At 56.5% G+C, this 16,485-nt stretch carries 14 protein-coding genes; 8 read left to right on the forward strand and 6 right to left on the reverse strand.

Translation table 11 applies throughout. The features are described from left to right. Nucleotides 1–29 precede the first annotated feature (29 nt). The 7 genes from hutI to HED22_RS12635 all read left to right on the forward strand — a co-directional run bounded on the left by hutI (nt 30) and on the right by HED22_RS12635 (nt 8,611). Entirely contained in the window at nt 30–1,232 is a 1,203-nt protein-coding gene (gene hutI, locus HED22_RS12605; RefSeq protein WP_167722714.1) for an imidazolonepropionase, read from the forward strand. Nucleotides 1,233–1,275: 43 nt separating this feature from the next. Beyond that, a complete protein-coding gene (hutH, locus tag HED22_RS12610; RefSeq protein ID WP_167722715.1) occupies nt 1,276–2,817 on the forward strand; it encodes a histidine ammonia-lyase in 1,542 nt (513 codons plus the stop codon). Further along, complete coding sequence (hutG, locus tag HED22_RS12615; protein WP_254870014.1) at nt 2,814–3,623, forward strand: N-formylglutamate deformylase; 810 nt, start codon at nt 2,814–2,816, stop codon at nt 3,621–3,623. The genes hutH and hutG overlap by 4 nt, the downstream gene beginning before the upstream one ends. Next, the gene (gene hutU / locus HED22_RS12620; RefSeq protein ID WP_167722717.1) at nt 3,620–5,296 is read left to right on the forward strand and encodes a urocanate hydratase; all 1,677 of its coding nucleotides are present in this window, start codon (nt 3,620–3,622) and stop codon (nt 5,294–5,296) included. Before hutG ends, hutU begins: the two co-directional genes overlap by 4 nt. A 77-nt stretch (nt 5,297–5,373) precedes the next feature. Continuing rightward, nucleotides 5,374–6,468 carry a TRAP transporter substrate-binding protein gene (locus HED22_RS12625; RefSeq protein ID WP_167722719.1) on the forward strand — a complete coding sequence of 365 codons (1,095 nt, stop codon included), beginning with the start codon at nt 5,374–5,376 and terminating at the stop codon, nt 6,466–6,468. Between the two features lie 74 nt (nt 6,469–6,542). After that, nucleotides 6,543–7,064, forward strand: coding sequence for a TRAP transporter small permease subunit (locus tag HED22_RS12630; RefSeq protein WP_167722721.1), 522 nt, complete (start codon nt 6,543–6,545; stop codon nt 7,062–7,064). Continuing rightward, nucleotides 7,064–8,611: a TRAP transporter large permease subunit gene (locus tag HED22_RS12635; RefSeq protein ID WP_167722723.1), complete on the forward strand. Its 1,548-nt coding sequence runs from the start codon at nt 7,064–7,066 to the stop codon at nt 8,609–8,611. Before HED22_RS12630 ends, HED22_RS12635 begins: the two co-directional genes overlap by 1 nt. Nucleotides 8,612–8,696: 85 nt before the next feature. Here HED22_RS12635 and HED22_RS12640 read toward each other — a convergent pair whose 3' ends face one another. The 6 genes from HED22_RS12640 to HED22_RS12665 form a co-directional block, all read right to left on the reverse strand. Next, a complete protein-coding gene (locus HED22_RS12640; RefSeq protein WP_167722725.1) occupies nt 8,697–9,152 on the reverse strand; it encodes a DUF3237 domain-containing protein in 456 nt (151 codons plus the stop codon). A 10-nt stretch (nt 9,153–9,162) separates the two neighbouring features. Then, the gene (locus HED22_RS12645) at nt 9,163–10,458 is read right to left on the reverse strand and encodes a TRAP transporter large permease (RefSeq protein WP_167722727.1); all 1,296 of its coding nucleotides are present in this window, start codon (nt 10,456–10,458) and stop codon (nt 9,163–9,165) included. After that, nucleotides 10,451–11,038: a TRAP transporter small permease gene (locus HED22_RS12650; RefSeq protein WP_167722729.1), complete on the reverse strand. Its 588-nt coding sequence runs from the start codon at nt 11,036–11,038 to the stop codon at nt 10,451–10,453. Before HED22_RS12650 ends, HED22_RS12645 begins: the two co-directional genes overlap by 8 nt. Nucleotides 11,039–11,103: 65 nt before the next feature. After that, complete coding sequence (locus HED22_RS12655) at nt 11,104–12,132, reverse strand: TRAP transporter substrate-binding protein (RefSeq protein WP_167722732.1); 1,029 nt, start codon at nt 12,130–12,132, stop codon at nt 11,104–11,106. A gap of 216 nt (nt 12,133–12,348) precedes the next feature. Beyond that, the gene (locus HED22_RS12660) at nt 12,349–13,599 is read right to left on the reverse strand and encodes a thiolase family protein (RefSeq protein WP_167722733.1); all 1,251 of its coding nucleotides are present in this window, start codon (nt 13,597–13,599) and stop codon (nt 12,349–12,351) included. Between the two features lie 5 nt (nt 13,600–13,604). Further along, nucleotides 13,605–15,467, reverse strand: a complete 1,863-nt coding sequence (locus tag HED22_RS12665) for a feruloyl-CoA synthase (protein ID WP_254870017.1) — start codon at nt 15,465–15,467, stop codon at nt 13,605–13,607. 244 nt (nt 15,468–15,711) lie between these two features. Between HED22_RS12665 and HED22_RS12670 the strand changes: the two genes are divergently transcribed. Continuing rightward, the gene (locus tag HED22_RS12670; protein ID WP_167722736.1) at nt 15,712–16,476 is read left to right on the forward strand and encodes an SDR family NAD(P)-dependent oxidoreductase; all 765 of its coding nucleotides are present in this window, start codon (nt 15,712–15,714) and stop codon (nt 16,474–16,476) included. The last annotated feature ends 9 nt before the right edge of the window (nt 16,477–16,485 follow it).

Below are 16,485 nucleotides of genomic sequence, written 5' to 3' on the forward strand. Positions count from 1 at the left end.
ACAAACTTATCAAGGGGTGATGCTTCGCGATGCTGCTTCGAAACGCAAAAATCGTCACGATTGAGGATCAGGAAAGTTATGGCCTGATCGAATGCGGTGCGATTGCCATCAAGGACGGCCTGATTGATTGGGTCGGCGCCGATGATGCCATCCCGAGCAAATATCTTGAGGGTCCAACTCGTGACCTTGAAGGACGCCTGATCACCCCGGCTTTGATTGATTGTCATACCCATGTTGTGCATGGCGGCGACCGTGCAGTTGAATTCGAGATGCGCCTGAAGGGTGCAAGCTACGAAGAAGTTGCGCGTGCTGGCGGCGGGATTGTTTCCACGGTCAAGGCCACCCGCGACGCATCAATTGACGAACTTATTGAAACCGCCCTGCCGCGCGTCGATGCGCTGCTGGCCGAAGGCGTTTCGGTGATTGAGGTCAAATCAGGTTACGGCCTGAACAAAGAGACCGAGCTCAACATGCTGCGCGCAGCGCGCAAGATCGCCGATCATCGTAACGTGCGGATCAAGACCACCTTCCTTGGCGCCCATGCGGTGCCGGTCGAGTATAAAGACAATCCGGACGGCTATATTGATGAAGTCTGTATTCCGGCTCTGAAAGCCGCCCATGCGGAGGGGCTGGTCGATGCGGTTGACGGGTTCTGCGAAGGCATTGCCTTTAACACCGATCAGATCAAACGTGTGTTTGACGCGGCCCGCGACCTTGGCATTCCGGTCAAACTGCATGCCGAGCAGCTTTCAAACATCGGCGGCACCAAATTGGCCGCCGAATATGGCGCGCATTCCGTTGATCACGTTGAATACGCCACCGAAGAAGACGCTATGGCCATGGCCAAGTCCGGCTCGGTCGCAGTCCTTTTGCCCGGTGCGTTTTACACCCTGCATGAAACCCAGTTGCCGCCGATTGAGGCGTTTCGCAAGCACGGCGTACCCATGGCCGTTGCCACCGATTGCAACCCGGGCACATCGCCACTGGCATCGATCCTTTTGACCATGAACATGTCCTGCACGCTGTTCCGCCTGACGCCCGAAGAGGCACTTGTGGGTGCAACGGCCCATGCGGCACGTGCACTTGGCCTGTCTGATACCGGCCGGGTCAAAGCAGGCCTCCGTGCCGATCTTGCCATCTGGAATGCCAAACATCCGGCCGAGCTTTCATACCGCATCGGGTTTAACCCGCTGTTCGAACGCATTCTGGGCGGTGAAAGCATCGCCGCCTGAGAAACCCGCGCCACCGCGCCAACATATGCCCTGAGGTTAGAATATGACTGTCACCCTTATCCCCGCTTCGGTCAAACTGGCAGAGCTTGAACGCATCTGGCGTGATCAGGTTGCGGTCAAACTCGATCCTTCAGCACGTGCCGGTGTTGAAGCCGCGCACGCAATGGTGCGCAAGGCGGCCGACGGCGAAGATGCGGTGTATGGCGTGAATACCGGTTTTGGCAAGCTGGCCTCGGTCAAGATTGCCCCGGAAGATACCGAAACCCTGCAACGCAACCTGATCCTGAGCCATTGCTGCGGCGTGGGCGAGCCGCTTGATACCCCGACCACACGTTTGATGATGGCACTTAAATTGCTGTCGCTTGGTCGTGGCGCGTCGGGTGTGCGTTGGGAGCTGATCGAACTGATCGAAGGCATGCTGGCCAAGGGCGTCACCCCGGTGGTCCCGTCGCAAGGATCGGTCGGTGCATCTGGCGATCTGGCGCCGCTGGCCCATATGGCCGCGGTCATGATCGGTGCAGGCGAAGCCCTATATAAAGACCAGGTTCTGGCCGGTGGCGAGGCGCTTGCCAAAGCGGGTCTAACGCCAGTCGTGCTTGGCCCGAAAGAGGGTCTTGCCCTGATCAACGGCACGCAGTTTTCCACCGCCTGCGCGCTGGTCGGGCTGTTTTCGGCGTGGCGCAACGCGGCAAGTTCAATTGTTACATCGTCGCTTTCGACCGATGCCATTATGGGATCAACCGCCCCGCTGGTCGATGAAATCCATACCCTGCGTGGTCATCCCGGCCAGATCAATGTTGCGCGTGCGATGCGCGAACTGATGGATGGTTCGGAAATCCGCGAAAGCCACCGCGAAGGCGACACCCGCGTTCAGGATCCCTATTGCATCCGTTGCCAGCCACAGGTCACCGGGGCTGCGATGGACTTGCTGCGCTTTGCCGGTCAGACGCTTGAGATCGAAGCCAATGCGGTGACCGACAACCCGCTGGTGCTTAAAGAAGATGGCCGCATCGTTTCGGGCGGTAACTTCCACGCCGAACCGGTCGCCTTTGCCGCCGATCAGATCGCGCTTGCGGTTGCCGAGATCGGCGCAATTGCCCAGCGCCGTGTCGCGCTGATGGTCGACCCGACCCTGTCGCATGATCTGCCGCCGTTCCTGACCCCGGAGCCGGGTCTGAATTCCGGTCTGATGATTGCCGAGGTCACGACGGCAGCACTGATGAGTGAAAACAAACATCTGGCCAATCCGTGCTCGACCGACAGCACGCCCACCAGTGCCAATCAGGAAGACCATGTGTCGATGGCGGCCCACGGGGCACGTCGACTGGCACGGATGAATGCCAACCTTGCCAATATTCTGGGTGTTGAGCTGATCTGTGCGGCGCAGGGGGTGGAATTCCGAAGCCCGCTTAAAACCAGCCCGGGCCTTCTGAATGTTCTGAAATCGGTACGTGCCGACATTCCGACCGTGAAGGAAGACCGTTACATGGCACCGGATCTGGCCAAGGCCGCCGAACTTGTTACCGAAGGCACCATTGTCGCCGCCGCCAAATTGTCGGGCTTTGTTGTCGGGGAGGATGCATGAGCATGACCAACCCGGTTGAAATCAAACAGGGCGATAGCCCGATTGTTTTGGGCCTGCCCCATACCGGCACCTATGTCCCCGATGACATTGCCGGAAAGCTCAATGATCGTGGCCGTGAACTGGCAGATACCGACTGGCATATCCATCAGCTTTATGACGGGGTACTGGACGGGGCCACCACGGTACGCGCGACATTCCATCGCTATGTGATTGATGCCAACCGCGATCCCGAAGGTGTCAGCCTTTATCCCGGTCAGAACACCACGACCCTTGTGCCACTGACCGATTTTGACGGCGAAAATATCTGGGACGTGGCCCCGACCGACGATGACATTGCCTATCGCGCGGCGACCTTCCATGCGCCCTATCATCAGGCATTGGCGGCCGAGCTTGAGCGTGTGCGCGCCAAACATGGTGTGGCGATCCTGTATGATTGCCATTCGATCCGATCAAACATTCCGTTCCTGTTTGAGGGAACTCTGCCGGATTTCAATATCGGCACCAATCTGGGCACGACATGCGATCCGATGATCGAGACGCTGACGTCTGAAATCTGTTCGCAGGCGCCGGGATACAGCGCGGTTTTGAACGGGCGTTTCAAGGGTGGCTGGACCACCCGCCATTATGGCCGCCCGGAGATCAATCAGCACGCCATCCAGATGGAACTGGCGCAATCGACCTATCTAACGGCCGAGGAAGCCCCTTGGTCCTATGACGAAAGCCGTGCGGCAAAACTGCGCACGCATCTTACCGAAATCCTGAAGACACTGGCCGATTTGGCCCCAGCACTAAGAGGCAAGTCATGACCAATAATCCGCGTCACAACCAGCGTGATGTTTATCCCGATACCGGGACCGAAATTTCGGCGAAAAGCTGGCTGACCGAAGCGCCGATGCGCATGCTGATGAACAACCTGCATCCCGATGTGGCCGAAAACCCGCATGAGTTGGTTGTTTATGGCGGCATTGGCCGTGCGGCCCGCACCTGGAAGGATTTCGATCAGATCGTTGCCAGCCTCAAGGAACTCGAAGATGACCAGACCCTTCTGGTGCAGTCGGGCAAGCCGGTTGGCGTTTTCCGCACGCACAAGGATGCACCGCGCGTTCTGATCGCGAACTCCAACCTTGTGCCGCATTGGGCCAACTGGGACCATTTCAATGAACTCGATAAAAAGGGTCTGGCGATGTATGGCCAGATGACCGCGGGTTCGTGGATTTATATCGGGTCACAGGGCATCGTTCAGGGCACCTATGAAACCTTTGTCGAGGCAGGTCGCCAGCATTATGACGGCAACCTTACCGGCAAATGGATTTTGACCGGCGGCCTTGGCGGCATGGGTGGCGCACAGCCGTTGGCGGCCGTGATGGCCGGTGCCTGCTGCTTGGCGGTCGAGTGCGATGAAACCCGTGCGGACTTCCGCCTGCGCACCCGTTACGTCGATGAGAAAACCCATTCCCTGGACGAGGCGCTTGAAATGATCGAGCGCTGGACCAAGGCGGGCGAAGCCAAGTCCGTTGCCCTGATTGGCAATGCGGCCGATGTGTTCCCGGAACTGGTCAAACGCGGTGTTCGCCCGGATATCGTAACCGATCAGACTTCGGCGCATGACCCGGTGCATGGCTATCTGCCGCAGGGTTGGACCGTTGCCGAATGGCGCGAAAAACAGGAATCCGACCCCAAGGCCGTTTCCAAGGCCGCACGTGCATCCATGCGCGTTCAGGTCGAAGCCATGGTTGCCTTCCATGATGCGGGTATTCCGACAGTCGATTACGGCAACAACATCCGTCAGATGGCACTGGAAGAAGGGTTCGAGAACGCATTCGCTTTCCCGGGCTTCGTTCCGGCCTATATCCGCCCGCTGTTCTGTAAGGGCATCGGTCCGTTCCGCTGGGCCGCCCTTTCGGGTGATCCGGAGGACATCTACAAGACCGACCAGAAGGTCAAGGAACTGATCCCCGATGATCCGCACCTGCATAACTGGCTGGATATGGCGCGCGAACGCATTTCGTTCCAGGGCCTGCCGGCGCGTATTTGCTGGGTCGGTCTGGGGCAGCGCCATCGTCTGGGCATGGCGTTCAACGAAATGGTCAAGAATGGCGAGCTTAAAGCCCCGGTCGTGATCGGGCGTGATCATCTTGACAGTGGTTCGGTCGCAAGTCCGAACCGGGAGACCGAAGCCATGAAAGACAGCTCGGACGCGGTCAGTGACTGGCCGCTTTTGAATGCGCTGCTGAATACGGCGTCCGGGGCAACCTGGGTCTCGCTGCATCATGGTGGCGGTGTTGGAATGGGCTTCTCGCAGCATTCCGGCATGGTGATTTGTTGTGACGGCACAGAAGATGCCGCACGCAGGGTCGAACGCGTCCTTTGGAACGATCCGGCAACCGGTGTGATGCGTCATGCGGATGCGGGATATGACATCGCACTGGATTGCGCACGGGAAAACGGGCTGAACCTGCCCGGCATTCTCGGCAAATAAGCAAAACTCTCACGTGGGGGCGATGACGATTGCCCCTGCTCCGCCCAATCAGGGTACAATCAAGGAGGCTTCTTAACATGAAAAGACGTGAATTTCTGACCGCCGGTGTTGCCGGCGCAGGTGCAGCAGCCGCTGCAACATTCGCAACCCCTGCCATCGCACAGGACAAGCGCCAGTGGAACATGGTTACCGCTTGGCCGAAAAACCTGCCTGGACCGGGTGTGGCTGCACAGAAACTGGCAGACCGTATCACCACGCTGTCGGGTGGTCGTCTTGAAGTCAAACTCCACGCGGCTGGCGAACTGGTTCCGGGTCGTGGTGTGTTTGATGCCGTTTCCGAAGGCACGGCCGAGATCTATCACGCGGTTCCGGCCTATTGGGGGTCAAAATCCAAGGGCATCCTTCTGTTCGGGTCTCAGCCGTTTGGCCTGCGTGCCGATGAACAGGTTGGCTGGCTGAACTATGGTGGCGGTCAGGAACTGTATGACGAAATCTATGGCCAGTTCGGCCTGAAACCGTTCCTGTGTGGCAACTCCGGTCCGCAGTGGGCAGGCTGGTTCCGCAATGAAATCAACTCGGTCGATGACCTTAAGGGGCTTAAGTTCCGCACCACCGGTCTGGCATCGGAAATGTGCGCGAAACTCGGCATGGCGGTTCAGGCCATGGGTGGTCGCGACATGTTCCAGGCACTTCAGTCTGGTGCGCTTGACGCCGGCGAGTTCATTGGCCCGTGGACAGACAGCGCGCTTGGTTTCTATCAGGTTGCCAAGAACTACTACTGGCCAGGTGTTGGCGAGCCGTCCTCGGCTGAGGAATGTGCAGTGAACGCCAAGGCCTATGCCGATCTTCCGGAAGATCTTCAGGCGGTTGTGAAGTTCGCGGCAGACAGCCTTTATAACGAAGTCTGGACCGAATACGAAACCAACCACGCCAAGGCATTGCAGAAACTGGTTGCCGAGCAGGACGTTAAAGTCCGCATGCTTCCAGATGAAGTGATTACAGCAATGGGTGAGGCTGCGACCGAGGTTTATGCAGACCTGCGTGAAAGCGACGACGCATTGACCCGTAAAGTCACTGAAAGCTTCCTTGCCTATCGTGACCTGATCGGTGGTTACATGACCTATGCCGATAATGGTCAGATGAATGCCCGCGCCAAAGTGCTCGGCTTCTGATAGACGTTATGACCGGTGCCGGAACTCTCCGGCACCGGTTATTTTTTCAGGCGTGCCTTTCACGGGGAGATGTCATGCAGCGCCTTGCTGATGCACTTGATCAGGTAAACCACTGGACCGGGATGACCGTGCGCTGGTTCGCACTTCTGATGGTTCTGTTGCAGTTTACAGTGGTTTTGCTGCGCTATGTTTTCGGGTTCAGCTCAATCGCGCTGAATGAAAGCGTTTTGTATCTGCATTCCGCTTTGTTCATGTTGGGGGCGGGCTATACGCTGTTGGTTGATGGTCATGTCCGGGTGGACATTTTCTATGCCGCTGCCACCGACAAGACCAAGGCGCGGATTGATGCGTTTGGGTATACAGTTCTGGCCATTCCATCGATGGCAGCCCTGCTGTACTGGACCTGGCCTTCGGTGATCAATTCGATCTCGATGATGGAAGGGGCGATTTCAGTGGGCGGCATTCCGGCCGTCTGGTTTTTGAAATCCTTGATCCCGGCCTTTTGCATTCTTTTGATTATCCAGTCTGTGGCCTGTCTTTTGCGGCAGGTGATTTTGCTGCGCGGTGACGTTGAAGATCAAGGTGGTGCGAAGTGATGGAATATCTTGATCTTTTGATGTTTGCCGCCCTGATGGGCTGCATCCTTCTGGGCTTTCCGGTGTCCTTTTCGATTGCCGGCACGGCGGTGATTTTCGGCTATCTTGGTTGGGTCACCGATACGATGAATATCGGCCTGATGGGGGCGTTTGGGCAGCGGGTTTTTGGCACGCTGACCAATGATGTTCTGATCGCCATTCCGCTGTTTGTCGTGATGGGTGTGATCCTGGAACGATCCCGCATTGCCAAAGATCTGCTGCATACCATGGGGCGCCTGTTTGGCCAGTTGCGCGGCGGTTTGGGCATTTCAGTCGTGCTGGTGGGCGCGTTGCTGGCAGCCTCCACCGGGATTGTCGGCGCAACCGTGATTGCGATGGGCATGATTGCCCTGCCGACCATGCTGCGCACGGGATATAACCCGAAAATGGCTTCGGGCCTTGTCTGCACCGCAGGCACGCTGGGCCAGATTATCCCGCCCTCGACCCTTTTGATCATTCTGTCTGACGTGATGTCATCGGCCTATCAGCAGGCACAGTATGAGCAGGGAAAATTCACGATAGAAACCATCTCGGTCGGGCAGATCTTTGCCGGTGCGCTGATCCCCGGCCTGACGCTGGTTGCGATCTATATCATCTATATCCTGCTGCGCGGGGTGTTCCGCCCCGATGACATGCCGCCGGTTCAAAGTGATGATGGCCGCCCGAATATGCGCGAGGTGATTGGTGCAGTTCTGCCACCGGTCATGCTTATCATTGCTGTTCTCGGTGCCATTCTGGGCGGGGTTGCGACCCCGACCGAAGCCGCATCAGTGGGTGCGATTGGCGCGATCCTGATGGCCGGTGTCCGTCAGGGGGCGAACCGCAATCTGGTTCTGACCGGCACCGTCGCCCTTCTGATCCTTGCCGTCATGGCCGGTGTCGCACCGGTACGGTTCCAGCGCAGTGACCTGACCGGCTTTGATTACGTCTTGGGTGTCGGGTATGTCACTTTGGCCATAATCGGCATTGTTGCGATCTTTGCCTGTCTGCGTCAGGCATGGAAAACCGATATCCTGAAATCAGCACTGACATCGACCATGACAGTCAGTTCGATGATCTTTGCCACCATCCTGACGGCCAGCATGTTCTCGCTGGTGTTTATCGGGCTGGGCGGCGAAGACCATGTGGCAGAGATACTTGAATCCATGCCCGGTGGTCCGACAGGCGCGCTGATTTTCTGCATGGCGCTGATCTTTGTGCTGGGCTTCTTCCTTGATTTCGTCGAGATCACGGTGATCCTGCTGCCGCTGATTGCGCCAGGGCTGATCATGATGGGCCATGATCCGGTTTGGCTGGCGATCCTGATTGCGATCAACCTTCAGACATCGTTCCTGACACCGCCGTTCGGGTTCTCGCTGTTTTACCTGCGCAGTGCTGCGCCGCCGGAAATCACCACCGGCCAGATTTATCAGGGTGTCATTCCGTTCATCGCACTTCAGCTGTTTGGTATTTTCGTGATTTGGCTTTGGCCATCACTCGCCAACTGGCTGCCAAGCGTCGTGTTCTGAGTACCGCATAAAGAAACCAAAAAACGCCCCCGATTGACCGGGGGCGTTTTTGTTTGGCGTAGTGCTGCAAGTCGCCAAGCAGCTGTCACAGCACTTCGTAGACCGACACGTAGACAGTGCTTTTTTCGCGCTGTCCGGTTCCGACAAATATGCGGTGATTAAGCCAGCGATAACGTTCGTCGCCGGTTTCAAACCGGGGCTGTGTGCGCATGTAATATTTTGACGGATCGACATGTTCGCCGCGCGCAAGGGCGGCCAACACATCCTTGGGGCCATGGCGGAAACCGAAGTTTCGGATATCGATCAGCGCACCATCATGGGTCTCGATACAATATCGCGTATCCAGTTCGGCCACACCGTTTTCGAAAACAGTTTGCCAGTCTGCGCCCAATGCCAGAACGCGCCCGTTCAGATACTTGCCTTCGACATGCCCGCCGATGATCGGGATAATCCTTCGCGTGCCGCGCATTGATTCGCCCAATTCCATCGGGGCTTCCAGCTCGACCGTGAGATCACAAAAATGTTCGATTTCAAGTTTCATGTTTGCGCCCCTAATTCATGGTCATCGGTAAGAAAAGAACGATAGACGGCACCAGAACCAAAAGGATCAGGCGGATGATATCGACCGCGACAAACGGGATGACGCCCTGAAAGACCTTTTGCAGCGGCACTTCGCGCGCAATCGAATTGATGACAAACACATTCATCCCGACGGGTGGTGTGATCAGGCCAAGTTCGACCGTCATGACAACGATGATGCCAAACCAGATCGGATCGAACCCCAACTGGGTCACCACGGGAAAGACGATGGGCACCAGCAAGATGATCATCGCCATGGCATCAAGGATGCAGCCCAGCAGCAGGAAAAAGACCAGGATCAGTGCAAGCGTCGGATAGGCCCCGATATCAAGCCCGACCAGCCATGCAGTGATCTTTTGCGGTGTCTGGGTGATGGCAAGGAAATAGCCAAACAGGATCGCACCGATCAGAATGGTATAGATTGCAACCGATGTGCGAAGGGCCTCAACCAGGCTATCAAGAATGCTGCGCCAGCCAAGCCTACCCCGAAGCACACCTATCAAGGCGGTCAGGACAGATCCCACCGCCGCGGCCTCGGTCGCGGTGACAACACCAAGATAGATACTGCCGATAATCGCAATAAAAAGGGCCAGAACCGCCCAGACATCGCGCAGGGAGCGCATGGCATGGCGCAAATCAAATCGGTCGCCCGCCGGTAGACCACGGGCATAGGTCACCCGAAAGGCCAGCATATACATCACGATCGCCAGAAGACCTGGAATGATGCCAGCAATGAAAAGCTTGCCGACATCCTGTTCGGTAATAAAGCCATACACCGCCAGAACAACCGATGGCGGGATCAGAATGCCAAGGGTGCCGCCCGCCGCAATAACCCCGGTTGCAACATGATCGCGATAGCCACTGCGTTGCATTTCCGGCAAAGCAACCTTGGTCATGGTTGCCGCCGTTGCCACCGAAGAGCCCGATATCGCGGCAAACCCGGCACATGACGCAATTGTCGAAAGCGCCATGCCGCCGCGAAACGATCCAAGCCACGCCTGACCTGCGCGAAACAGTTCGCGCGACATGCCCGAATTGGTGGCCAGAACCCCCATCAGAATAAAGAACGGAATAAGGCTGAGGTTAAAATCGGTAATGGTCCGGATGGGCGATTGCGCCAGAAGGTTGAGCGCCGGGGTTGGCCCGACGATTGCGGCAAATCCACCGACACCGACGATGCCCATTGCGATCCCGATCGGAACCCGAAGCAACATCAGGGCAAAAAGCGCAACAAACCCGCCCAGTGCGACAAAATCTGCTTCAGTCATCAGTTCCCCCCAAACCAGCAGATGGCTTTGACTTGTGTTGTTCAGAGGCAATGTGTGGTTCTGATTCCGCCGGTTCGAAATCATCCAGACCGGCATCGGTAAGCGCAATCATCAAGGCACGGGCCAGGATGGTCAGTATGCCGACCGCAACACCAAGCCAGATCAGGGCCATGACCGGCCAGACGGGCAATTGAAGATCAAATGTCGTCTCGCCACTGTTATAGGCACTGGTCACACGGGCCAGCATCTTCCAGCACAGCAAACCGGTGAATCCCAGCAGGACCAGCCAGGCACAAAAATCCGTCCAGCGACGCACGCACGCAGGCAGCATCAAGGCAAACAGATCAACCTTGATATGCGATCCGCGATAGCCCACGCAGGCAAAACCCCACATGATTACGACCCCAAGGAACAGCCGCGAAAAATCGAACGCGTCAGGGATCGGCCACGCAAACAGGTACCGGCCAATTGCGGACGCAAGGACAAGCAGCGTGATCACCGCAAGCAAGATGGCCGAGACCATTTCGACCTTGCGTGAAAATGCTTCGAGATAGCGAAGGCAGTGATGAAGAACCCGCATGGATTATGCACTTTCAGAGGTATCGGCAGCACCGACATTTGATGCCGCCGATACAGAACATGGCATCAATACTTGGCGTTTTCGGCCTCAAGCGCGTCGATGAATGCCTTATAGATGGCATCGGCATCACCGCCCTTGGCAGCGACACTTTCGCGCCATTGTGCGACAAGCGGCTCGGCGGCATCACGCCATTGCTGAAGTTCATCAGCGGTCGGCTGATACAGTTCGTGATCGCCCGATGCCATCATCTTGTCACGACCCGATGCCTCGTTCTCAGCCCAGCCTTTGGAAAAACGACCTGACCATTCCGGTGTGCAATGATCGTCCATCACCTTGCGGTTTTCCGCTGATAGGCCGTCATAGACACCGCGATTGATCACAAGGATCTGCGACGAGACATAGAACGGCATATCGAGGTGATATTTGGTTTCCTGGTCGATGCCAAAGATATACATCGAGTTCCACGGGAAGGTGATTGCATCTGCCGTGCCCTTGGCAATGGCTTCGCGTGCCTCGGGTGCGGGGACCTGAACACTGGCACCGCCCAGAAGGTTCACAAAGCGGGCCATGGTTGCATGGGCCGGACGGACTGCGTGGCCCTTGATGTCATCCGGGACATGGACCGGCATCTTTGAATGGATGGTGCCCGGGTCATGCGGGTTTACCAGACAGAGTTTGACTTCCGGCATTTCCTGTTCGGCATAGTTCGCATACCACTTGTGAAGCGCGACCGATCCATTGACCGCGTCTTTCACATTGAACGGGACTTCCGTCAGACCATAGATCGGGAAACGGCCCGCCTGATAGCCCGGATTGATGTAGCCGATATCGGCAATGCCATCGCGGGTCATGTCATAGTGATCGGGTGCCGAACCAAGTTGCTGGGCCGGAAAGATCGTGAAATCGATTTTGCCACCGGATGCCTCGCGAATGGAGTTTGTCCAATCTTCAAGACCCATGGTTTGCACCGGATGGGTTGGCGGCAACCAGTGGGCAAGGCGGAAGTTCACCTCTTGGGCGGATGCCACAGAGGTAGAAGCGATGACAGCAAATGATGCCAGGGCAATCACTGAACCAAGTTTAAGTCGTTTCATTGTTTCCTCCCTGAGTAAACCAACAGCGGCACTTATGTTTTTGTTGCCTTGTCTGTCGGTTTCTCGATTTGATCAAACCACCCTTGGAAAGCTTTGCACCGAAGGTTGGACTGATCGCCAAACCGGGTCCAAAACCAATGCCCCGGTCAAAAATAACCTCTCCGTTTGTCGTACCCCGGCGCCCCTGATGGCGCCTCTGAATCCTGTTATGCCAGCCTATGCCAGCGGCGCGTTTTCGATCAGAACGGCAATTCCCTGCCCGCCGCCGATGCAAGCGGATGCGATGCCATAACGACCGCCGGATTTGGCCAGTTCGCGGGCCAGCGTGTTGGTGATACGAACGCCCGTTGCACCCAACGGATGACCAATCGCAATCGCGCCGCCATTGACATTGACCTTGTTTTCATCAAGGCCAAGTTCGCGGATACACGCCAATATCTGTGCGCCAAACGCCTCGTTGATTTCGATGCGGTCAATCTGATCAAGGGTCATACCTGTCTGATCCAGAACGGCCTCAATGGCCGGTACCGGGCCGATGCCCATGATTTCGGGCGGAACGCCCACGGCCGCCCCGGCAATGATCCGCGCGCGCGGTTTCAGGCCATGCTTGCGGGCATAATCGGCACTGCCAAGAACAACACCCGCCGCGCCGTCAACAACCGCCGATGAATTGCCACCGGTTTGAACCCCGCCAAAGACCGGGCGCAGTTTGGCCAGAATGTCATAGGGGGACGGACGGATATGGCTGTCTGCGTCGACCGCGTCCACTTTGCGCGGCAGTTTGATTGCGCGTGGATTGCCATTTTCCATTTCAAAGGTTTCGTTGGTTACGGCAACAATCTCGTCCGCGAGGAACCCGTTCTGCTGGGCGTCAACCGCACGCGCAAAACTGCGTTCGGCGAAGCGGTCCACTTCTTCGCGGGTGATGTTGTATTTTTTGGCAAGATTTTCGGCCGTATCGCCCATGGTGCAACTGACAGCCGGATCAAGCAGCGCTTCCCACAGGAAGTCCTTGAATTCGACCTGCCCCATACGAAAACCACTGCGATGGGTGTAGGCCGCAATCGGATTGCGGCTCATGGATTCAGTCCCGACACACAGTGCCAGATCACCACGACCAAGCGAAATATGATCCGCCGCCTGCAGGATGACTTCGATCCCCGTACCGCAAATCCGCTGCACCAGATGGGCTGGCCGGTCATAGGGAACGCCCGCATACAACCCGATATGGCGCGGCGTCATATAGGCATCATAGGACGCCTGGGCCATCGAGCCGGCGACGGTAAAATCTATGTCGGTGGCATTGACCCCGGCATCCTTGATGGCGGCACGGGCCGCCTTGATGCCAAGATCAATCGGGGAAATCAGCCCGAATGCGCCGGTATAATCGACAAACGGTGTGCGCTTCCCGCCCAGCAGCCAGACATCTTCAAATTCGGTCCTGAGACCTTTGGCGTTGGCAGTCATTCTGCTTATCCTCTTTTGGCGATCATGACACCGGCTGGTGACGGGTCAGTATAAAGTTCGGCAACCTTGTCAGCACGCTTGGCAAGAACCGCACGCTGATTGATCGATCCCTTGTCAGTGACTTCATGCGCATCAAGTTCCGGCGAGTTTTCAAGCAGGATCGCGCGCGCAACAAAGTTTGAACTGCCGGTCGCTTTGGCGCCAAGTTCATCAAGGCATTTCTGGAAATGCGCGATGACAGCCGGATGGGTGGCAATGTCACGCTCGGCCGCATTTGCCGGCAGATCCGGGCAAAGTTTTTTGCAGGCGGTAAAATCGGCAAAGATCAGCGCGCCGAGATAATCCTCGTTCAAGCCGGTCAGCACGGCATCACGCACATAAGGTGCAAAGGTCTGGGCAATTGCGGTTCGGATGGCAGCCACATGCACCCACGTCCCGGACGAGAGTTTGAAATCCTCGCACACCCGACCATCGAACAGAAAGCCACGGTCGATATTGTCCGGATCAACAAATTTCAGAGCATCACCAATCAGGTAATAGCCTTCTTCATCGAAGGATTCGTCGGTCTTGTCGGGCTGCTTCCAGTACCCCGGCGTGATGCTTGGCCCCTTAAGGCGCACTTCAAGCTTTTCGGCATTGGGAACAAGTTTGATATCAAGCCCGACCGCCGGAAGACCAACACTGCCTGCCTGATCGACCGCCCAGGTGGTGGTGAAGGCAAAGGGGGCGGTTTCGGTCGAACCATAGCCGGTGACGATGACGATTTTTTCGCCGACCGTGTCTTCGGCAATTTTTTCCAGATTGTCCCAGACATATTGCGACAAACCGGCACCGGCATATTGCATCAGTTTCAGCTTGGCAAAGAACATCTCGCGAAGTGTCTTGTTTTCGCGCAAATGATGGACAAGTGCCTCATAGCCCTTGGGGACGTTGAAATAGATGTTTGGCGAAATCTCGGAAAGATTGCGCACCGTTTCATGGATGCCGCCCGGGGTCGGCTTGCCCTGATCGATATAGAAACTGCCCCCGTTATAAAGGGCCAGTCCGAAATTGTGGTTACCGCCGGCAGTGTGGTTCCATGGCAGCCAATCGACCATCACGGGTGGTTCATCCTGCAGAAAGGCCAGCGCGTGGCGCAGCATCATCTGGTTGTAACACAGCATGCGCTGGGTATTGATCACCGCCTTTGGCATCCCTGTGGAGCCCGACGTAAACAGGAATTTGGCTATCGTGTCTTCGGTGATTTTGGCATTCGCGGCATCGACAGCCTCGGTCGGCATGGTCTGACAGGCGTCGGCATAAACATCGCAGTCATATTGCGACAGCGGATTTTCCAACACCAAAAGACGGGCATCCTTTGGCATGACAGCGGCCAATGCCTTGGCATATTTCGCACCGTCATCGACAAAGATCAGACCGGGGTTCAGCAAATCGCAGATATGGCGCAGTTTGGCAAAATCGGTCGAGATCAGCGAATAGGCCGGAGATACCGGCGCATATGGAATACCGGCATACATGGATGCCAGTGCAAGCAGCCCGTGTTCAAGGCTGTTGCCTGAAAGGATCAGAACCGGGCGATCTTCTGAAAGATCCTGCCCGATCAGATATTGCGCAAGGTTGCGGACCTCATTGCGGGTTTCAAGGTAGCTGCGCTTTTGCCAGCCACCGGTTTTGTCGCGGTCGGCGAGAAACAGGCGATCAGGCGTCTTTTCCGCCCATTCATCAAGCTTGTCGGTGATGGCGCGCGGATAGTCATCCGGCGTTTCAGCAGAGCGGATATAGATCGTGCCGTTGTCTTTTTTTGACACCGAGACACGCGTGTCTCCCATGCGAACCGGACGGAGTCCGGGTTCTGCAATCATAGGCATGAGACGAAACCTCCAGTTATCATTTTCTTATTTGTTATAATTCATAACAATCATAATTCATTACATCAAGCGCAATATCTCTATGCGTGTATGGCCCCATCGAAAGTTCGCCAAAATTATTATAATGATCGCGCGCGCGAGAAGAAAATTTAAGCCGTATTTCAGCGATCTAATGGCGATTGACGCCGCCGCATTACTGTGTAAACATAATTGTTATAAAACATAACAAACTCTGGGTAAGGAAATGCAGCTCAATCAGGTTCCCGTCATCATAACCGGCGGGGGAAGCGGCCTTGGCGAAGCCACCGCACGTACATTTGCAGTTGCGGGTGCGAAGGTTGCGGTCTTTGATCGCAATGGCGATGCCGCCAAACGAGTCGCCAGCGAAACCGGCGGAATCGGACTGGAAGTCGACGTCTCTGACAAGGAGTCGGTCGCAGCTGCATTCAAGACCGTGAAACAGAATCTTGGCCTGCCGCGGGTGTTGGTAAACTGTGCCGGGATCGGTACGGCCAACCGTATTCTGCCACGCGATGGCAACCTGCCGATTGATGATTTCATCAAAACACTGAACATCAACCTGACCGGCAGCTACATCACCATGAGCCATGCCGCCCAGTTGCTTTCGGAAGCAACCCCGGTCAATGACGATGGTGAACGGGGCGTAATCATCAATACATCCTCGGTCGGATACGAAGACGGGCAAATCGGCCAATGCGCCTATGCGGCATCAAAGGGTGGCATTGCCTCCATGACGTTGCCAGCTGCACGTGAACTGGCGCGGATCGGTGTGCGGGTCATGGCGATTGCGCCGGGACTTTTTTCCACGGCGATGACCGAGACCCTCCCAGACGAGGCCCGTCAGGCGATTGAGGCCAATATTCCGTTTCCCAAGCGGCTGGGCAAGGCACAGGAATTTGCCGACCTGGCCCGCCATATCGTTGAAAATACCATGCTCAATGGCACCGTCGTCCGACTGGATGGCGCGGTTCGCCTGCAGGCACGATGAAGACAGATT

Source organism: Thalassospira sp. HF15 (assembly GCF_011806525.1).
Classification (GTDB): Bacteria; Pseudomonadota; Alphaproteobacteria; order Rhodospirillales; family Thalassospiraceae; genus Thalassospira.